Source organism: Pseudomonas sp. ASL8, assembly GCF_056680355.1.
Window position 1 is genome coordinate 4,809,153 of sequence record NZ_CM155278.1, and the last position, 18,207, is coordinate 4,827,359.

The 18,207-nt window shown below is 57.7% G+C and carries 17 protein-coding genes and 1 pseudogene; 5 read left to right on the forward strand and 13 right to left on the reverse strand.

Features of this window, described 5'->3' with window-relative positions; translation table 11 throughout:
* Positions 1 to 6: 6 nt before the first annotated feature.
* The 6 genes and pseudogenes from AC1MEA_RS22170 to AC1MEA_RS22195 form a co-directional block, all read right to left on the reverse strand.
* A complete protein-coding gene (locus tag AC1MEA_RS22170; RefSeq protein ID WP_480417422.1) occupies positions 7 to 957 on the reverse strand; it encodes an HpcH/HpaI aldolase/citrate lyase family protein in 951 nt (316 codons plus the stop codon).
* Entirely contained in the window at positions 954 to 2,051 is a 1,098-nt protein-coding gene (locus AC1MEA_RS22175) for a cysteine protease StiP family protein (protein ID WP_480417423.1), read from the reverse strand. The genes AC1MEA_RS22170 and AC1MEA_RS22175 overlap by 4 nt, the downstream gene beginning before the upstream one ends.
* Positions 2,044 to 2,802 (reverse strand): HAD family hydrolase, encoded by a 759-nt coding sequence (locus AC1MEA_RS22180; protein WP_480417424.1) that lies wholly within the window; start codon positions 2,800 to 2,802, stop codon positions 2,044 to 2,046. The genes AC1MEA_RS22175 and AC1MEA_RS22180 overlap by 8 nt, the downstream gene beginning before the upstream one ends.
* The gene (locus tag AC1MEA_RS22185; RefSeq protein ID WP_480417425.1) at positions 2,792 to 3,928 is read right to left on the reverse strand and encodes a phosphoribosyltransferase domain-containing protein; all 1,137 of its coding nucleotides are present in this window, start codon (positions 3,926 to 3,928) and stop codon (positions 2,792 to 2,794) included. The genes AC1MEA_RS22180 and AC1MEA_RS22185 overlap by 11 nt, the downstream gene beginning before the upstream one ends.
* Before the next feature lie 364 nt (positions 3,929 to 4,292).
* Positions 4,293 to 4,505 carry an ATP-grasp domain-containing protein gene (locus tag AC1MEA_RS22190; protein ID WP_480918200.1) on the reverse strand — a complete coding sequence of 71 codons (213 nt, stop codon included), beginning with the start codon at positions 4,503 to 4,505 and terminating at the stop codon, positions 4,293 to 4,295.
* A 59-nt stretch (positions 4,506 to 4,564) separates the two neighbouring features.
* Positions 4,565 to 5,542: pseudogene (locus AC1MEA_RS22195) on the reverse strand (methyl-accepting chemotaxis protein); the annotation flags it as partial.
* Positions 5,543 to 5,989: 447 nt separating this feature from the next.
* Here AC1MEA_RS22195 and AC1MEA_RS22200 point away from each other — a divergent pair.
* Positions 5,990 to 6,397, forward strand: a complete 408-nt coding sequence (locus AC1MEA_RS22200; protein WP_219061863.1) for an MbcA/ParS/Xre antitoxin family protein — start codon at positions 5,990 to 5,992, stop codon at positions 6,395 to 6,397.
* Complete coding sequence (locus tag AC1MEA_RS22205) at positions 6,397 to 7,074, forward strand: RES family NAD+ phosphorylase (RefSeq protein WP_480417426.1); 678 nt, start codon at positions 6,397 to 6,399, stop codon at positions 7,072 to 7,074. The genes AC1MEA_RS22200 and AC1MEA_RS22205 overlap by 1 nt, the downstream gene beginning before the upstream one ends.
* Positions 7,075 to 7,117: 43 nt before the next feature.
* Here the strand turns inward: AC1MEA_RS22205 and AC1MEA_RS22210 are convergent, their stop codons facing one another.
* Genes AC1MEA_RS22210 through AC1MEA_RS22225 form a run of 4 tightly spaced genes read right to left on the reverse strand, consistent with a single transcriptional unit; the run spans position 7,118 to position 13,003 of the window.
* Positions 7,118 to 11,110 carry an EAL domain-containing protein gene (locus AC1MEA_RS22210; protein WP_480417427.1) on the reverse strand — a complete coding sequence of 1,331 codons (3,993 nt, stop codon included), beginning with the start codon at positions 11,108 to 11,110 and terminating at the stop codon, positions 7,118 to 7,120.
* Entirely contained in the window at positions 11,100 to 11,768 is a 669-nt protein-coding gene (locus tag AC1MEA_RS22215) for a biliverdin-producing heme oxygenase (protein WP_480417428.1), read from the reverse strand. Before AC1MEA_RS22215 ends, AC1MEA_RS22210 begins: the two co-directional genes overlap by 11 nt.
* A gap of 8 nt (positions 11,769 to 11,776) precedes the next feature.
* Positions 11,777 to 12,724 (reverse strand): MerR family transcriptional regulator, encoded by a 948-nt coding sequence (locus AC1MEA_RS22220; protein ID WP_480417429.1) that lies wholly within the window; start codon positions 12,722 to 12,724, stop codon positions 11,777 to 11,779.
* Positions 12,725 to 12,766: 42 nt separating this feature from the next.
* A complete protein-coding gene (locus tag AC1MEA_RS22225; protein WP_480417430.1) occupies positions 12,767 to 13,003 on the reverse strand; it encodes a hypothetical protein in 237 nt (78 codons plus the stop codon).
* Positions 13,004 to 13,168: 165 nt separating this feature from the next.
* Between AC1MEA_RS22225 and AC1MEA_RS22230 the strand changes: the two genes are divergently transcribed.
* Entirely contained in the window at positions 13,169 to 13,627 is a 459-nt protein-coding gene (locus AC1MEA_RS22230; protein WP_480918231.1) for a hypothetical protein, read from the forward strand.
* 43 nt (positions 13,628 to 13,670) lie between these two features.
* Here AC1MEA_RS22230 and AC1MEA_RS22235 read toward each other — a convergent pair whose 3' ends face one another.
* The 3 genes from AC1MEA_RS22235 to AC1MEA_RS22245 all read right to left on the reverse strand — a co-directional run bounded on the left by AC1MEA_RS22235 (position 13,671) and on the right by AC1MEA_RS22245 (position 16,072).
* Positions 13,671 to 13,997, reverse strand: a complete 327-nt coding sequence (locus AC1MEA_RS22235) for an EthD domain-containing protein (protein WP_480417431.1) — start codon at positions 13,995 to 13,997, stop codon at positions 13,671 to 13,673.
* A gap of 11 nt (positions 13,998 to 14,008) precedes the next feature.
* Entirely contained in the window at positions 14,009 to 15,292 is a 1,284-nt protein-coding gene (locus AC1MEA_RS22240; RefSeq protein ID WP_219061870.1) for an MFS transporter, read from the reverse strand.
* A gap of 72 nt (positions 15,293 to 15,364) precedes the next feature.
* Complete coding sequence (locus AC1MEA_RS22245) at positions 15,365 to 16,072, reverse strand: TetR/AcrR family transcriptional regulator (RefSeq protein ID WP_480417432.1); 708 nt, start codon at positions 16,070 to 16,072, stop codon at positions 15,365 to 15,367.
* A 114-nt stretch (positions 16,073 to 16,186) separates the two neighbouring features.
* Here AC1MEA_RS22245 and AC1MEA_RS22250 point away from each other — a divergent pair, with 114 nt between their 5' ends.
* Together AC1MEA_RS22250 and AC1MEA_RS22255 are read left to right on the forward strand one after the other, a co-directional pair.
* Positions 16,187 to 17,014, forward strand: coding sequence for an HTD2 family dehydratase (locus tag AC1MEA_RS22250; protein WP_480417433.1), 828 nt, complete (start codon positions 16,187 to 16,189; stop codon positions 17,012 to 17,014).
* 27 nt (positions 17,015 to 17,041) lie between these two features.
* Entirely contained in the window at positions 17,042 to 18,205 is a 1,164-nt protein-coding gene (locus AC1MEA_RS22255; protein WP_480417434.1) for an acyl-CoA dehydrogenase family protein, read from the forward strand.
* The last annotated feature ends 2 nt before the right edge of the window (positions 18,206 to 18,207 follow it).

Below are 18,207 nucleotides of genomic sequence, written 5' to 3' on the forward strand. Positions count from 1 at the left end.
CTCGGCTCATCTGACACGCTCAGCCAGCCGAACAGGGCTTTCACTAGCGCCGCTCACCTGCGGCGTGACGCCATGCCATTTGGCACGCGCCAGGATACTGGTCGCCCACTTGTAATGGGTCGCGGGTTCACACATGACATCGTTGTGTTTGAAGACCGCGGGAGCCAAGTCGCTGCAGATCAAGCGAGCGCTGTTCAAGTCATCAAGGGATACGCGAAGGGCGTCCTGAATAAGGTTAATCTGGCTGGGATGAATGGCCGTTTTCCCAACCAGTCCATGAGCGATATCTAACTCCAACTCGTCCTGGAGCAATTGCGGAGTCGCCAACTGCTCAAAAACCGGGGCGGTCAAAGCAAAGCCGAGGGAGCCCATAACGCCCGTAAGCATAGGGATGACGTAACCCATGGGCGTTGCGTAAAGCGTCGTCAGCGGGTTCCGGCGCAGGCCAAGGCACCCCATTAAGTCATTGCCACCGATTCGCAAGGCGATGATCCGTTCGTGAAGCGACTCACGCAGGGCCTGGCCAAGCTCGACCATCGCACTCGGGTTGAAAACGTCAGCGGTCTCCAGGGTCGGCATCAATAGCATGCACGGATTGGTGACGGCGTTCTCCCACTCGAACAGGTTGCCCATCGTCAACTTTGGGACAACAAGACCGTTTACGTGCTGCATCAAAGACCAGTCGTTCAGAACAGCCGCCATTTCAGCGTCACGCGGACGGACGAAAAGCAACGGAGCATCTACCGGAAGACCACCTCGTTCGTGGATGCGGGTAAGCAATAAGTGCAGATTTTGAAGCGCCTGATCGACGTCAATGTCTGCGACGGCATCTTCAAGGCAAACAACCAGTGATCGCAGTTCAGGGAGTTTCTCGCGGAACACAACATCAAGGATGTCGCCGCGTGTAGCCGGCATGTAGAGGGTCGCGCCAAGGGCGTAAGCCGAGATCGTCCTCATTCGCTCACACTCCGGATTATTGTCACAGCCCTGTATGGACCTAGATCGCTTCCCACCTCTTCAACCGGAACACCCGCTCGCTCCGTGAGATGCAACAACAACTGCACGTCCTGGTCACTGCGATCTCTGACAAGTACATGGTCAGGAACACGGCGGAGCACTGCCCGGGTAGCCTCGGCAATCCCGGGTTTCACTCGATTTAAATTTGAGATATCAAATCGTTGGGCGAGCCGGTCCACCACTGCGGCCGCCGCAACCTGTAAGGCGTGCTGCTCTGAAGATGTCCAGGGAGTTGCTGCATAACGCACACCCACGTTCTTGCGCAGGTCGTTGATCTGCTCAATGAAGGGGCGCGTGACGTCATGGTCGTGCAGGTGGTCGTACACAACGCAGCCATGCAGCCCGCCGTGGGTGGGCCAGATTGATCGGGAGACAAGACCAGACACCGTTGCGCCAAGGATCCCCGACGGGATGACCCAGTCTTCGGCTGACGCTGCCAGCCACGCCCGCCCACAAGGATCGGCAAGAACAACCAATCGGGGGTCAACAGGGAAACGTGCGTCGCCGGCGAGACTGCGACGAATTTCACCAGAAATGGCGCCCTTCCCGGTCCAGCCGTCAACGAAGACAATGTTCTCGGCTCCGTGGGCCTGAATGATCGCCTCAAGCGCCGTCATGTCGATACCACGGTCGCGCACGATGCTGATGCCGTAATGGTGCGCATCACGCCCCTGATCCAGCAGAGCGCGGCGTAGCAGCACACCCAGTGGCAACCCCGCACGTACAAAGGAGACCAGCGCAATGGTCGGGCCGGTGTGCAAATCATTAAGTGCCAGCGCCAGCGCCTGGACGTCACCCGCCATACGCGCGCCGTTTTGCACCAGGGCTTTCTCGTACAAAGCCTTATGCAGGGCGGTAGGCGCACTCTCGTGACTAATCATCTCGGAGTAGTGCTTGAGCCGGGACTGAATCAGACGTTCCTTTTCGTGGACGTCGGTCACTTCGATGCTCACGGGCTTGAGCAGAAAATGGACGTCACCACATTCATAGCTGCCGCAACCGACCGTTGCCAATGAGCGGATGGCGTCATGCATGGAGAAGCCCGTCCACCGCTTTGGCCAACTGGCTGCGCGCGGGAGTACCCCAAAAATCGCAAGCATCCATGAAGCCCAGATCGGTAATGCTGTCACCAAGACCGATCACCAGTCGCTCACCGTGGATAGCCCGATCTCGGCGCAGCCACTCTTCAACAGCAAACCGTTTGGCCAAGCCGTTCGGAAGAAACGCCAAGTTGTTGCCATTGCCATGAATGTGCATGCCCTCCAACATACCGCGGGCCTGAACTTCAGCGCGGACCTTGGCCAGCACGGAATCGTCAGACTCGTTGTGCTTGATCACGACGTAGTGCAGCAGATCCGCTTCATCAACGACCCAGCCTCGCAATGAGAACCCAAGCGCCTGTCCGATGGACAATGTTGTGGCACTCAGGTCCGGAAGTCGGGTCTGAAAGTCGCTAAGGGTTTCGGCCATGTGGGCGTGCCAGTCTCGATCAACCTCGCCGGATTGCCCCAGGATGACTCCACCGTGGGAGCATATCGCCCCGGAGGTGAACGGAATCTTCACTCGGCTGTAGGCTTCTACACTGCGTGCGGTCACGGGAATGACATCGGCAGTACCTAGAAGCCACTCGAGCAACATTTTCTGCGTTGCGCTCATGAAGCCATTAGGCTCGCCGCTAATGTCGTACGTCGCCGGGTGACGCTCGGCCCCCGCTGGCATTTTACGAGTCGTCTGGAAGAGCGTGTCATCCAGGTCGGCAAAGACCAACGGGCGATTATTGCGCATCAACAATCACCTCTGCGCCAAGCGCTTGAATCAACTCTGCGGGCACAGAGTGCGCAGGCGTCTCGGTACAGATAAAGACGCGATCAAACTGACCAGGCCGTACGTTGTAGAGGAAGTTAGGAATGCCCAGACCATAATTATCCGAAAAGCTCAGCGCATGATCGATGGCGTGTCCCAAAGCAATGGGCGAGCGACTCGTCGAGCTGAAATGAACATCCGCCCCGGCTTGCTCAAGTCGCTCAGCCAGCAAAAAAGGCCGCCACACGAACTCACTCGTCCCGATAACCAGAACGCGCTCATCCGGCTTGATCTGAATGCCCGGAGCGAGGGTGTCCTCTACGCGGCGAACACCAAGCCGCCCCCAATCGTTAGCCGGAATGAGCGGCCAATCCCCGATTGCTACTGCGCCAACATCCGGCATCTCTGGCAACGGGGCATTCTTGTCCTCGGTGAAGGTGTAGGACCCCTGCAGCAGAGACACTTGCTCTACTGTTGGACCCATTGCGGCACGTACCGATCCAGCCGACCAGTCGGTGAGGACGCAAGTGACAACACGCTCCACCTTAGAAAGCCCGGCATCCACAAGCGCGTGATGAAGATTGATGAATGTCTTCCCGGTCGACGCTTCATCGTCGCACAGCACCACTGAGCGAGCATTGAGCATCATTTCCCGGATAACCGGGTCGAGCGGAAGATGGATCAGGTGAGCACTGGCATGGCTATGCTCCTCTTCGAAGCGAGCGAATAACCCGGTGCCCAGTGGATGACGGGTACTGACGATGTACATCGTATCCGGCCGTGTCGAGCTATAGGCACGATGGACGCCCGCCCCGAGGCCAACCGCGGTTTCAGCCATCCCTATCACCAACACCGGGCCCGGCAGATCTTCAGGAATTTTCGCAGCCAGGTCCTCGAAGCTTTCCACCATCAGTGATGGCCGGGCAGGTATATGCCGGCCAAGAACTCGCGATACAAAAAGGAATGCCCTCTTGGGATTACGTCTCTCCGCAAATCCAAAAAGGGATTGAGGGGGAAAGGAAGAAGACTCAACATTCACATCAAGACGACCGCGTAGAAAATCGGCACTCATCAACGATGGTTCATGGGCTACTGCAATGCTTTCCATCGATTTGATCCTGATAATTACGCCGACGGAGACGCTAGAGGTTCACGTGAATGCTCCAATATCGTTTTTAAGATCGACGATAACGGGCTCGGCCTTGAAGCGCCCATCGAAGGAAGTGATAGGTAAGTCGTCCATCCCCTCAATGACATGAACACATGTCAAAAGGCAGGAAGAACCTACAGCGAAGGCAGTGCCAGTTGTGCACTCCACCCTTCGGGCAGAGTCAGGCCTGGACGATTTTTGAGTGGGATAACACTGCACCATCATGATGGCCGACTCGCGTTCGCGCCTGGCGCCGGCACCTTCATCGGGTCACTCCACGCTCTGCACAAAGCACCCTTACTGAAGCGTGGCCATCTTAGTGTTAAAGGGTTACTGGCACAGCAACCAAGATCGCTTTTACCCGAACATTATTGCGCCAATTTGTAACGGGCTCGGGCAGGCCAGGACGACGGGCAGTGAAAGTTCCTGGTAAATTCGTACCGGTTTCTCGGGCATATCCGATACGACCTGAGTCGTGTGGATTGATCTCAAGAAGGTGCGGCTTACCTTCAGCATCATGCTGGCCAACCTGCAGTTTTCGACGTGCCCCCTGCCCTGCACAGCCCGCACTCGCAGGGGCATCAAGTTGTACTACTGGAGCATGGTCTGGATTTTCTGTACTGACTCTTGGGTGCGCTTGGCCAGGTTGCGTACCTCATCGGCCACCACGGCAAAACCACGACCCTGATCGCCAGCGCGAGCTGCTTCGATAGCGGCATTCAGTGCCAACAGGTTGGTCTGCTCCGCTATCCCCTTGATCGCCCCGGCGACTTGGGATATCTGCCCATAGGTGTTCTGAATGCTACTTTGCTCGCGGGCACGCAACGCTTCGGCAGCCTTTTCATCACTGATGTCGCGTACCGCTCCAATCACCCTTACCAGCACGCCACCGCTATCGCGCAGACAACGACCACGCTCCCTATACCAGATTTCCCCGCGAGTCTTGTGACGCATGCGGTACTCGACAACATAAGCTGATTGACCTTTGGCGTCGGCGATGTAGTCGCCGAACACTTGCATGACTTTCTTCAGGTCCTGTGGATGTGCGACCGCAAAGAAACTGTCCCAGCCATCGGCGAATTCCGTACGGCTGTAGCCAATCAGATTGAGGAACTGGTCGGACCAACGGATCAGGTTATTTGGGTGATCAGCATCGCCGTTGACCACAGTGAGGTCCCAGCAGCCTTCAGTCAGGGTCTGCTTGGTGAGTTCCCAGGCTTGCTCGTCCTGTTCCCAGCTCGCCTGTCTGATGGCGTCGACAGCCAGTTGGGCGCGGCATTCCTTCAACTCCTGCTCTAGTTGCTGGCGTTGCCGCTCGGCGTCACTCAGCTGCAGGTGCAACTGTTGGTATTGCTCGGCGTTACAGGGCGCCGGAGGCACGGCGCGCGCCTGATTCCGCAACTGCAACTGGTCCTGTAAGTGTTGGGTTAACCGTTGGCAGGAGCTGAGCAGATCAGGGTAGCGCCTCAGGCCTGAATGCGGGCTCACTTCAACCGGCTCTTCTGAGAGCAGTTGGGTCAGCAGGCGAGTCAGGTCACCGACCAGCTCTTTGGAGGCATCTCTGAACCACATTGGCTACGACTCCTTAATGCAGGACTATTGACGTGCATGGCCCGTGCTCGGTCGCAGGTCATGCACTATATGGCTAGCCATTCTCCAGCCAACGGGGACGCATTTTGTCACCGCAGGCTCCTGCACTCGGAAGGCCGAGGGGAGTCACTCACAGTGACGCCAACGGTATTACAAGCGGACGACGAGGGAACTATCCATAAGGAGATAGCTCTTTTGGAATATGGCACCAGTACTCCGTTGGAAAATGGCATGTGGAAAGGTTTCAAAGCCCTATCCGATCAGCCGGCATCTGGACTATGAAGTCGTTGAGATGATACTTGAGGGTTATCTGGCTAGCTGACTCGACTCAGTCACCCGCCAAGTTTTTACGCATACGAATGAAGTTCTTGTTTATTTTCGCATGCGTAATACACTGGGATTAGTCATTTATCTCTCAGGAGAATCCTCATGGTCACGGCAAACCACGCCCATAGCGCTACTAATGACATTGATAGCCCAGAGGCTGGGCGGGTTGCGCTGAAATTCTTTTTCGGTCTCATGGAACACTGGAACTGCTCAGCCGATCAGCAGCGTGCGTTGTTGGGGGCGATCAGCACCACGACTTTTTACAAATACCGACGCATTCCAAGCGTGCGGCTGCCGCACGATACGCTGGAGCGTATTTCTTACCTGATGGGCATCCACAAGGCGCTCAGCATCATATTCAGCAACAACCGCGACCGCGTGTATGCCTGGGTTAACAGTCCGAACACGGCGGCCCCCTTCAACGGTCAGACCGCGCTGAAATACATGCTTGCCGGCCGTGTGGTCGATATTGCAGATGTCCGCCGTTATCTGGATGGGGTGCGCGGATAATGGCTGAGAAGTTGGAGATACCCGTTTGGGACAGTGCTTACCGAGTGATCAGCAGTTCGTTCCCGCCGATTACCCTCTTCGAAGACATCCTCGATCCTGCTGAGTTGCAAATGGCGTATGCACTGGAGTCTCTGACCAATGACCGACTAGCCGAAGAGGTTGGCCTTATCAGCCGGGTAGCCCCTGAAGACCGAGTATCAGGGCACGGCTCAACGCCTGTTATGGCCGCGTTCACGCATATAGGAAAGGTCAGCCGGTTCACCGATGGAACGTTCGGTCTCTACTACGCGGCCAGCAGTCAAAGCGCTGCCATCGCCGAGACCAGCTTCCACCAGGAACGATTCCTCGCGGCGACCAATGAGCCGGATGTTGAGCTGACCATGCGCACGTACGTGAACAAGGTCGTCAAGCCGATGCACGATATTCGCGCAGGCTTTGCTCACCTGCATGACCCTGATCCTGCCAACTATAGTTCCGCACAAGCATTTGCCAAAAAGCTCCGCGAGGAGAAATCGTGGGGGCTCCTGTACAACAGTGTTCGCGCCAGCGGGCATGAGTGCATAGCCGCCTTCCGCCCTCCAGCAGTATCCATACCTGTGCAAGGCAAACACATCCGCTACGTATGGGAAGCCAGAAGCCAAAAAATCGGGTACTTCTTCGAAATTACTCAGTTGTGATCGCCGCTTCGGCACCGGCGTGCCGAGCACCAGCGCTTGGCCGCTATAAGAGCAGTACCGCATCCATGGATTGTTCAGCCATCCAGGCTTGGAGCTGCATAGGGGGCATCGGGCGGGCGTAGAAATAGCCCTGAATACTCCTCACACCTTCTGCCCGCAAAAAAGCCACCTGCTCCGCCGTCTCTGCCCCTTCCGCCACTACTTCCACTTTGAAGATAGTACCCAGAGCCAGAATGGTGCGTACGATGGCGACATCATCTTCATCGCCAGGCACTCCGTCGATAAAGGATTTATCGATCTTGAAGCAGGTGATGGGAAACAACTTGAGATGGGAAAGCGACGAGTAGCCGGTGCCGAAATCGTCGATGGACAGCAGCACGCCAAGGCCACGCAGCCCGCTGGTGATCCGGCGCGCCAGTTCCCCTGACTCCAGAGTCCCCTCGGTTATTTCCAGCTCCAACTGCTGCGAGGCGATCCCCGTTTCAGCGATGACCCGTGCCACTGTGGCGACAAAGGCATCATTCAATTGCGACGGCGCCACGTTCACCGCAACTCGGGGTATCGACACCCCTTGCTCGGTCCACTCCTTCATCTGCCGGCACGCCTCGGCCAAGACCCAGAGACTGAGTGCCTCCATCAGACCGAGTTCTTCGATCACGGGCAGGAAAGTCGCGGGCGCCTGGGTACCCCGTTGCGGATGCTGCCAGCGCACCAGCGCCTCCACACCACGGACGATGCCATTCTCTGGGTCAATTTGGGGTTGGTACACCAGGAAGAACTGGTGTTCTTGCAGGGCATGGCGCAATTCGCTGGTCAGCGTCAGCTTCATGCTCAGGTCCGCTGACATCGCCATGCTTTCAGCATAGAACTCGAAGCAGTTACGCCGCGTCTTGGCGCAGTACATCGCCGTATCGGCTGCCTTGATCAGCTCGACAGTTCGGTTGCCGTCATCCGGATAGAGGCTGATGCCAATGCTCGCGCTCGGCAGGAGTTCATGCCCAGCCAAGTAGATAGGCTCGGCCAGTTGGTTCAGCATACGCGTCATGGCAGCGCCGATTGCCTGGCGATCACTGACATCCTCCATCACCAGAATGAACTCATCGCCGCCCCAGCGCGCCAACACATCCTGCTTGCGGATGGATGCCAACAGTCGCTCGGAAATGGCCTTCAGGTAACTGTCACCGATCGCATGTCCCAGGGTGTCATTGATGATTTTGAAGCGATCGAGGTCGATAAATACCACCGCCGCTCCTTTGCCACGCTGCTGACTGCGCTCGAGGAGTTGCAGCAGTTTGTCGGTAAAATGCAGGCGATTGGGCAACCCGGTGAGGGCATCATGGTTGGCCAGGTGGTAAAGCTTTTCCTCGGTCTGCTTGGCCTTCGAAATGTCGGAGAACACGGCGACGTAGTTCTGCACCTCACCCGAGGCGTTGAGAATGGCAGAGAGACTGCCCCACTGCGGGTAGATTTCGCCATTCTTGCGGCGGTTCCAGATCTCCCCGGCCCAGCGTCGCTTGTCTTTCAGTACGCGCCAGAGTTCCTGGTAAAAATGCGGCGTGTGGACCCCGGACTTGAGAATCGTGGGGGTACTGCCAATGGCCTCCGCTGCTGAAAAGCCGGTTATTTCGCTAAAGGCCCGATTGACTGAGGTGATGCGGCTGGCAGGGTCGGTCACCATCACCGCTTCGAGCGCCTGATCAAGGATCACCTCGGTGGCCGCCGCCTGCCCGAGCAATAGCGGCTGAGCAGACTGACTGAACACCACCACACACCCGACAATGTGGTGATTATCGACCAGAGGGGTACAGACGTACTCCGCCAACCATGACGCCCCGCCCCCATACCCCGCCAGGCCTCGTATCCCTTGGCGTGACTCGCCATCACGCAGCGTGGAGAGCATGGGGCACTCGGCCTGGCCGCAGTCAGCGCTGGAAGTCTCATCAGCCCATCGAAAGACTTGGCGGCAATGAACTCCGACCAGACGATCCTCGTTGCGCCCCAGTATCTTTACGGCCATTTCGTTGGCGTAGACAATGAGCCCCTGTTTATCCAGGCTGACCAAGCCCTCGCCAGCGGCTTCCATGATCTGGGTATTGCGCCGGTGAACATCCTCGATCGCCAACTGGTAATTGTAACGCTGAGTGACGTCGCGTGCGTTCAGCAGGATTTCGTTCTCACCGCGACTGCCTAGCGTATGCCGCAAGGTAGCCTCGACCCATAAGGGCCGTGCATCTGGACGAATCCCGCGCACGACTCGAGTCACCACGGCGCCGAGGGACTTCAGGCCCGCCAGCAAGCCTTGCTCGGCGACCACGCCCTCGTCGAACACCGCGGCCAACGGCAGACCGACAAGTTGCGCGCTATCGCGTCCCAGCAGCTCTCTGCATGCCGGAGAGGCGAAACGGAAACAACCATTGAAATCGAGGCGCGCGATCATATCAGTGGAGTTCTCGGCCAGCAGCCGATAGCTCTCCTCGCTCATTTCGAGGGCTTTATGGGCCATCAGTTCGATCAGGGCAAGTGATATCGAATTGGCCGCGACGATTTCTACTTGGGACCAGGCCAACGACTTGTCGTGGTAAGTTTCGACCCAGGTCTCGAACGACTTGCGGGGGGACAGATGCACACCCGCAGCATCCACCACTACCGTCTTGTCCGGTTTGCCCGCCCAGCGCAGGGTGCGCAGCAGACCCGGGCGAAACCATATGACGAAATTCTTGGTTTTCCGGTCCAGCGGGGCAATCAGTACCCCGCCAGTGAAGGACTCATCCGGCGCGAGCGGACTGCCTAGCTCACTGAGCAACTGGCGCAAGTCGTCAGTGTGGAAAACCGTCGCAAGCGGGCGATCACGCAAGACCTCGAGCAAGCGCTCAACCATCACCATCGGGGGCGTATCGCCGAGTACATGCCGCTTGCCATCCAGAATGAACACAGCACCCGATGAGCGCACTAGGCCGAGCAGCTTGTCCTGCAGCAGATGGATCACCCGATCGAGGTCGTCGGAGCGTCGAATCAGTTCGGTCATTTCGAACAACAGGTCGCGAATCCGCCGATTCAGGGCATCCCGTTCGTCCTTGTCCATGTTGGTGAGTTTGAGGGATGCCGAGCGTCCGATGAACTCATCCAACTCCCGGGCGCGCAAGCTCACGTATTTGGGCGTCAAGTGATGACAGGCGATCAGGCCCCAGAGCCGGTCATTTTGCACCAGGGAAATGCTCAAACTGGCACGCACCCCCATATTGCGCAGGTACTCAACATGCACTGGCGATAGGTTACGCAACCAAGAGTGACTAAGGTCCAGCGGCGCGCCCGGCTGCCTGGCGTCTTGCCTAACCAATGGCACGGGTTCGGCATCGACATCGGCAATGATTCGCACCAGGTTCTTGGTATACAGCTCCCGGGCTTGGGCCGGGATGTCCGATGCCGGAAACCGGTTGCCCAGATAGGACAGGGCTTGCTCGACCTTGCTCTCCGCGATGACTTCGCCGTCCCAGTTGCCATCGAAGCGGTAGATCATCACTTGGTCGAAACCAGTCAATAAGCGCACCTGATCCACGGTCGCCTGGGCGTAACGCCCCAGATCGGCTTCCGCGTCCAGCTTCCAGAGGGCATCGCGGATGGGAATGAACAGCTCATGGAACACGTCGCCAGCAGGTGGCTGCCAGTGCTCCACCTCGATTACAAGTGAGTTCCCCGAGCGAAAGACCTGAGCGTCATACTTGAGCCACTGCCCTTCGCGAAGCAAGGACAGAGACCAGATTTTCGGCCCCATCGCCTCATCATCCAGGTTCAGACCTTTCAGCCATGCCACCGACTCCAGTCCGATCAGTTCCTGTAATGGTTTGCCGAGCGCCTCGTCAGCATTGACGGGAAAAATGCTGGCAAGGTTCTGGCTGGCCGTATGGATCACCCAGTGCCGCGGATCCACAACCAGCAACACCCCGAACGGCTGGATACTGCCGACCAGGTGGATAGGTTCGCGGGCGCAGTTCTTCAGCGCGTCCTCAAGCACTTCTGACTCATGATTATTCGACATTAGCGTCTGCCTGATATCTATCCAGAACTTCCCTGACCCGCGAGAAGGTGGTCTTGGCTGCACTCACCGCCTGGTCCCTGACTACGGCATCGCTGCCGTGCACTTCCAGGTACACCAGGAACTGCTCCCATCGGTGGGCGGTCTGCGGGCCGTAGCCATTGAAGAATCGCGCCCCTGCGTTGGCCTTCAGCCCGAGATGAGCGGCAACCTGTCTGGCTATAAGCTGCCCGCCCAGCGTGGCGCCTTCCACTGCGTACAGCACCCCCAAAAACTGCCCCAGCGTGTTGATTTCAAAGACCGCGCTCGGCAGTTGCGGGCCACTTGAGACTTCATCCGGCCCACCGCCAAAATGCTGCAAATCAGCGAGCAACCAGGGCAGCTTGGGGGTGTAAGCGAAGCTCACGGCTGAGCGTTGGGAAAAGCCGCCGATGGCGTGCTCCAGTGACTGATAGAACGGCATGTAGGCGGCCAACAGCAGCCGGTAATGCTCAATGGGGTAGCCGGCTTGGGTGATACCGGCCAGCAACGGCTGACGATTGAGCTGAGCATGTTCCGCATGGGTACTCTGTCGCAATAAATGACGCAAGGAGCCACCGGCATCGTGCGGCGGTAGAGGGTCATGGGTTGGACCGGCATTCAGCGGCAATTCACGGGACAAGGGCGTACTCACAGACAGGCGGCAGACGATGTGCCGGGTAGGGAAACAACAGTTGCGGGCCCGGCTCGGCCCGGGAAAAACTCAACGGGTTGCAAAGCGCCGGAAAAGACCCGTACACCAGCAGGTGCTCGCTTGATCGACGCGACACCCGCCCCCCCCGTCCAGAGCTGTACGGCATCGGGCAGGCGCGCCCGCAACTCGATTAAGAAAGGCCGGACGCGGCGTTGCGGGTAGGCCCCACTGAAGGACAGCGCGACTATATCGGCGCGATAAGCACGGGCAGCCTTGTCGAGCTCGTCCAGGGACAATTGCGTCCCCGCATGCAGACAATGGGCGCCATGCTCAGCCTGTACCGCCTGGAGCATCAGTAGCCCCAGCACATGGAGTTCTTCGGGCGGTGTCGCGAACAGGATACGCGGATGACCGGGAAGCGGTTTTATCGCGCTGATGGCCGCGAACAACAGACGCATCAGGACGGCACTGCACAAGTGCTCCTGATAGACTTCGATCTCGCCACAGGCCCAGCCAGTGCCCACGGCTGCCATCAACGGCCCCGCCGTCTGCTGCACGAAACCGGTCAGGCCCTGTTCGATAAGGGCCTGCGCAAGATTTTTTTCCAGCCCGTCGACGTCGTCCACCCGCAGCCGTTCGAGTGCCGCTTGAGCTGAGAGACACAAAGCGGGTTTGAAGGAAGAAACCGCGACGGCCTGGGCCAGGCGCTCCAACTCCGCCAGTTGCTTGCCGACGACTTGCGCCGGACGGAAACCGACATCCAGCAAGCGTTTGATCAAGCACAGCTGAGCGATCTGCTCGCGTGGATAGCCGCTTCCGGCCGGCTCTTGCTGGATGGGGTGCGGAAAGCCGTAACGCGAACGCCACTTGCGCAACAGGTCCTTACTAAGACCGGTTTCGCGTTCGAGATCGATAGCCTGCACAAAAGGATGAATAGATATCATTTTGCCATTATACAGTTTATTACGCTTGTCCGCTCCAGCGTGTCACGGACAATGCAGGAAATGCGAGCCGTTGGCTCTCTGAGTGAAGCCGCCTGCTGGGGAGCGCCCCGACGGGGCTATAGCAGCGCCCAAGGCTGCCGATGCTGCCTGCACGGCGCTGCCTGCGGCAATCGGCCGCTGCCCGCCCAGCGCATACATCCGCCCCTGAGAGGCTTGCCTGACAGCGTTACTCAACATGCTGGCCATGCCGCAGAATCGCGCGATGCAAACGCCGGACATACAATTATTGCTTTGGGGGGGCTCTGCTCAGGCAGCAGCTCTAATGCCTTGCCCCCAAGGCTTCAGCAAGCTGCTCGATATGCTGCTACCGACTCCGACTCAAACCGGATTTGGCTTACCCCCCGAAACCCGTGAAGTTCGGCCATCAATGCGGGCAGCTCGTCCATGCGCAAAAGCGGATTGTGCGCAACCGGAGGTTTGATAAGTGCTATGACATCGATATCTGACGCTGGATTCTGTTCAAGTCCTTCGACTTTCACCCGCGAGCGAAAGGATGCTCTGGCGCCCGACCTTCAGGCTCATCCTGCGGAACTCGACCCCCTGATTGAACACCACTTCGACGTAATGCCTGCTGTTTACGGTGCCTCTCCGAATACTGGAGAGCACTTAACTGAAGTGTTTTACGCTACAACGAAAAAAGCGACCTTAAACAGACTGTGTAAAAACATGCTGAAGGCGGCCCAAGCAAACGCCCCGACTTGTCCGGGGCGTTTCAAACGCCTGGAACTGCTTGCCGCTGGAATAGCCCGCATCGGCGGTCACGCTCAGTTCGCTCTGCTGCAACTGTTCTTTGGCAGCCTTGACCATGGGCTCAAGTTGCTGGGCATCCATGAACTTCCATGAGGCTCACCCGCCAAATTTTGAAGCGGAAAGCGATACTCGACCACTACAACACTACATTGCACGTCACAAATGGCTTGAGCCCGCCAATGAACGTTTTGCCATGCTCAAACCAAACCTTTCTTTTCTCGGCCTCCATGTAAAGCTCATAGTCGGACTGATCGCGAAACCAGCATTCCCCGATAGCATGCACAGTCGGCACCTCAAGATAGGGTACGTGGGTGTCGCTTGGGTTGTCTGACACAAGCCTGATCTCATATTTGTGCAGGCCAGGGATACCCTCACTCATTTCGAAGTGACGTACACATTCCTGCTTAAAGACCGCATCGCTCATGGTTTGAGGTTTAGCCAGCAGATAGACGATTCTAATCATTTGAACTTCCTTCACGTACGTTGTCCGGACAACGGTTGCGGGGATTGACCGGCTTCATTCTCAACACTTTCAATTTCATCAAGCCGGACCCCCTTGGTTTCGGGTAGCAGCAGCAAGGCACATACAGCGATGGCGTAAGCGACAAGGCAAAACGCGCCAACAGACTGGGACAGACCGAATTTAGCAGCCAGTAGCCCAACCCCCGTGACAGCCATTGCGCCCACCGATTTGCCTACGTTGTACGAAAACCCCATGCAAGTGGTGCGAACCTGGGTCGGGAATAACTCGCTCAGGAAGGGACCCAGCGCCGCAAACATGCCGATCGCCAACGCACCTACCAAAAAGCCCATGACGTGCGCTACAAGCGGGTTGAGCGGCACGAACATATAAGCGACGGTGACAATCCAGGAGGCCAACGACAAGATCATCAGAGTCGGGCGTCGGCCCAAGTGGTCAGACATGTAGGCAGTAGTAGCGAACCCGCAAAGGCTGCCTAGCGCCATGATCAGAATCGTCAGGATAAGCGATCCAGACACAACGCCGCGCTCGGCCATCATCGAAGGCGTCCAAACCAGGATCACGTAGCAGCCCGCCTGCAGCCCAATAACTAACAGACTCGCAAGCATGCTGACCCGAATGTACTTGGGGGAAAAAACGGTCCCGATGGATGCTTTATCTGTGTCCAGCTTCTGCGATTGCTTGAACGCGTCCGAATCCTTGACGTTACGCCGAATAAAAATCACAACCAGCGCCGGAACCACACCGACCCAGAACGCCACACGCCAAGCGTACTCGGCGGGGAAGTACGCAAGGATGCCGGTCACGACCAGCACCGCGCCGGCCCATCCCAAGGCAAACCCGGACTGCACGAAACCCAGCGCCTTGCCACGATTCTTCGGGTTGATGACCTCGGCCATGAGCGCTACACCGATGGCCCATTCGCCACCAAACCCCAAGCCTTGGAACGTACGTGCGACCAGCAATTGCTCGAAATTCTGAGCAAAGCCTGCGACGACTCCAAACAGGGTGAACCAGCAAACGGTAAAGATCAGAATTCGCACGCGCCCGAAACGGTCGCTCAATATGCCCGCGATCCATCCTCCCAGTGCGGCCGACAGTAGAGCCGACGTCCCGACAATGCCCGCCTCGCCTTTGGTCAGTCCCCAGATGCCTATCAGCGTGGGCAGCAAAAAGCTGAACATCTGCATGTCATAGGAATCCAGGGCCCAGCCGGCATAACAGGCCCAAAAAGTTTTCTTCTCACGTGGGGTGCCGCTTTTATACCAGGCGAACATGGGCCGATCCTTATTGTTATGGGGGGTATCTCTCTAACGCCGAGCATGGATCAGTCTTGTTGATGTGCCCATTTACGTTATTGAAAGCCCCTCTTTTGCTTTGGCTAAGAAGCCCGAATTGGCCGCGTGCCCCGCGCGCGGATCAGTAGAATCGCTGCGCGTCTGCGCAAGAATCAGTTCGACCATGGCGTGAACAAGATCCAGGCGAGCTTTCACCGTGAGCGCTAACGCTGGCAACCAGGTGGGGACTTGATTGAGTAGCGTGACGATGCTTTTCGTGCAGCCGCGGCTGCAAACCGAAGGCCCAACGGCAGCGGCAATGATGTTTTCATACCGCGTCAGGTGGGCGTCGGCATGGCTGAGCCAAGGCTCACTTAGATGGCGCCATTCACGTTCCAGTAATTGAAAATGGCACGGCATACAGTCCTGCAGACGCAAGTGCATTTCAATGATCTTGCGAAGCCGCTTGGGGACCTCGGCATTGCGCTGTATCTGCGTGGCTTTGGTCTGTAATAACCCCAGCAGCTCTTCAAACAACTCGTAGAGCAACGCTTCCTTACTTTCGATGTGGTTGTAGATCGAACCGCAGTTGATCCCCAAGGCCGAGGCTAGCTCGCGCATGCCCACATTGGCGTAGCCCTTGCTGGCAAACAGCGAAAGCGCTTGTTGGCGTGTATCCAGAAATTTGTTCATAGCCGCCTGCTCCCACGAAAGTCTGGCAGCAGCATGATCGGCAGCCTCATAGGCAGCAATTTCAAAAAATGGAAGGCGGCGTTGCACCCTGCCTGCCCGACCTTAGGCAAAGCTTCACACTGACTTACGCAAAAGCAAATTCCCCACCTCAGCAGCACCCGTCATCCTGCTTGCAACTGCATCCAATAGGGAAAGCACAGCATGCAAGATTTCGAACCGGGCAACTGGGTAGGCCGAAAACAGGTGCGCAATGACCACTTCAGCCTCCCTTTGGTACGGCGCATCGCGGCGATGTTCAATACCCCGGCACCCACTGAGGGCCAAGAGTTACCTTGGCTATGGCACTGGTGCTTTTTTGATGACTGCGCAGAACAATGCGACCTCGGTCCCGACGGGCACCCTACGCTGGGTGAGTTCATGCCGCCCGCGCATGGGCGTAACCGCATGTGGGCAGGTAGTCGGGTCAACTTTATCCACCCACTACGCGTCGACGCGCCCGCCAGCCGTCACACCACGATCAAGCATATCGAGGAAAAAAAGGGGCGCACGGGATCGCTCTTGTTCGTCACGCTCGCCCATGACGTATGGCAAGACGAGCAGCTGTGCGTGAGCGAAGAGCAGGACATTGTTTATCGTGAACCGAACCCACCCAAGCTCAGCGCCGGAGAGCAGCTTCCCGAAACGCAATGGAGCGAAAACATCAGCCCCGACCCGCTGCTGCTGTTCCGGTACTCAGCCGTCACCTTCAATGCCCACCGCATCCATTTCGATTGGCCTTATGTCACCCAGACCGAAGGTTATCCCGGACTGGTCGTGCATGGCCCACTGACCGCAACCCTGAATCTGGCCGCTTTCGTGCGGGCAAACCCATTAGCACACGTCCGACAGTTTTCCTTTCGCGGCATCCGCCCCCTGATTGCGCCCGCCGATTTCAAGGTCGGTGGGCACCATGCCCAACACGGTTTCGCCGACCTGTGGGCAGGCGATATCACCGGTATCAGCCAACGCGCCAGCGTCGAATTCGACTGAGCTTCGCATCACTCCAAAGGAATCAAGATGAACCCCAACGATAACGAAGAACTGAATGCCATCCGCGAAGGCGTGCGTGCCCTGTGTGCTGAATTCGACGCGGCTTACTGGCGCAAGGTCGATGAAGAGAAGGGCTTCCCTGAAGCGTTCGTCAAGGCGCTGACCGATGCCGGCTGGCTGGCGGCGCTGATCCCGACTGAATACGGCGGCTCAGGCCTGGGTCTGGCCGAAGCGTCGGTGATCCTTGAGGAAGTGAATCGCTGCGGTGGTAACTCCGGCACCGTTCACGGCCAGATGTACAACATGTTCACCCTGTTGCGCCACGGCAGTGAGGTCCAAAAAAGCTATTACCTGCCGAAACTGGCCAGCGGTGAATTGCGCCTGCAATCGATGGCCGTCACCGAACCCACCACCGGCACCGACACCACCAAGATCAAGACCACTGCGGTGAAGCAGGGCAACAAGTACGTGATCAACGGTCAGAAAGTCTGGATCTCCCGAGTCCAGCATTCGGACCTGATGATCTTGCTGGCGCGCACCACACCGTTGGCTGACGTAAAGAAGAAATCCGAAGGCATGTCGATCTTTCTCGTCGACCTGCGCGAGGCCATTGGCAACGGCCTGACCGTTCAGCCCATCGCCAACATGGTCAATCACGAGACCAACGAGTTGTTCTTCGACAACCTGGAACTGCCTCTGGACAGCCTGATCGGTGAAGAGGGCAAGGGCTTCAGGTACATCCTTGACGGCCTGAACGCCGAACGCACGCTGATTGCCGCCGAATGCATCGGTGATGGCCGCTGGTTCATCGAAAAAGCCAGCGCTTATGCCAGAGATCGGGTGGTGTTCGGGCGTCCCATCGGCCAGAACCAGGGGGTGCAATTCCCGATTGCCGAAGCGCACATCGAGATCGAAGCCGCCGACCTGATGCGCTGGCGCGCCTGCGAGGAGTACGACAGCGGCAAAAATGCCGGTGCCAGCGCCAACATGGCCAAATACCTGGCGGCCAAGGCGTCCTGGGAAGCAGCCAATGCCTGCCTGCAAACCCACGGCGGTTTTGGTTTCGCCTGTGAATATGATGTGGAGCGCAAGTTCCGCGAAACCCGTCTGTATCAGGTCGCGCCTATCTCGACCAACCTGATTCTGTCCTACGTCGCCGAGCATTTGCTCGACCTGCCACGCAGCTTCTGAGG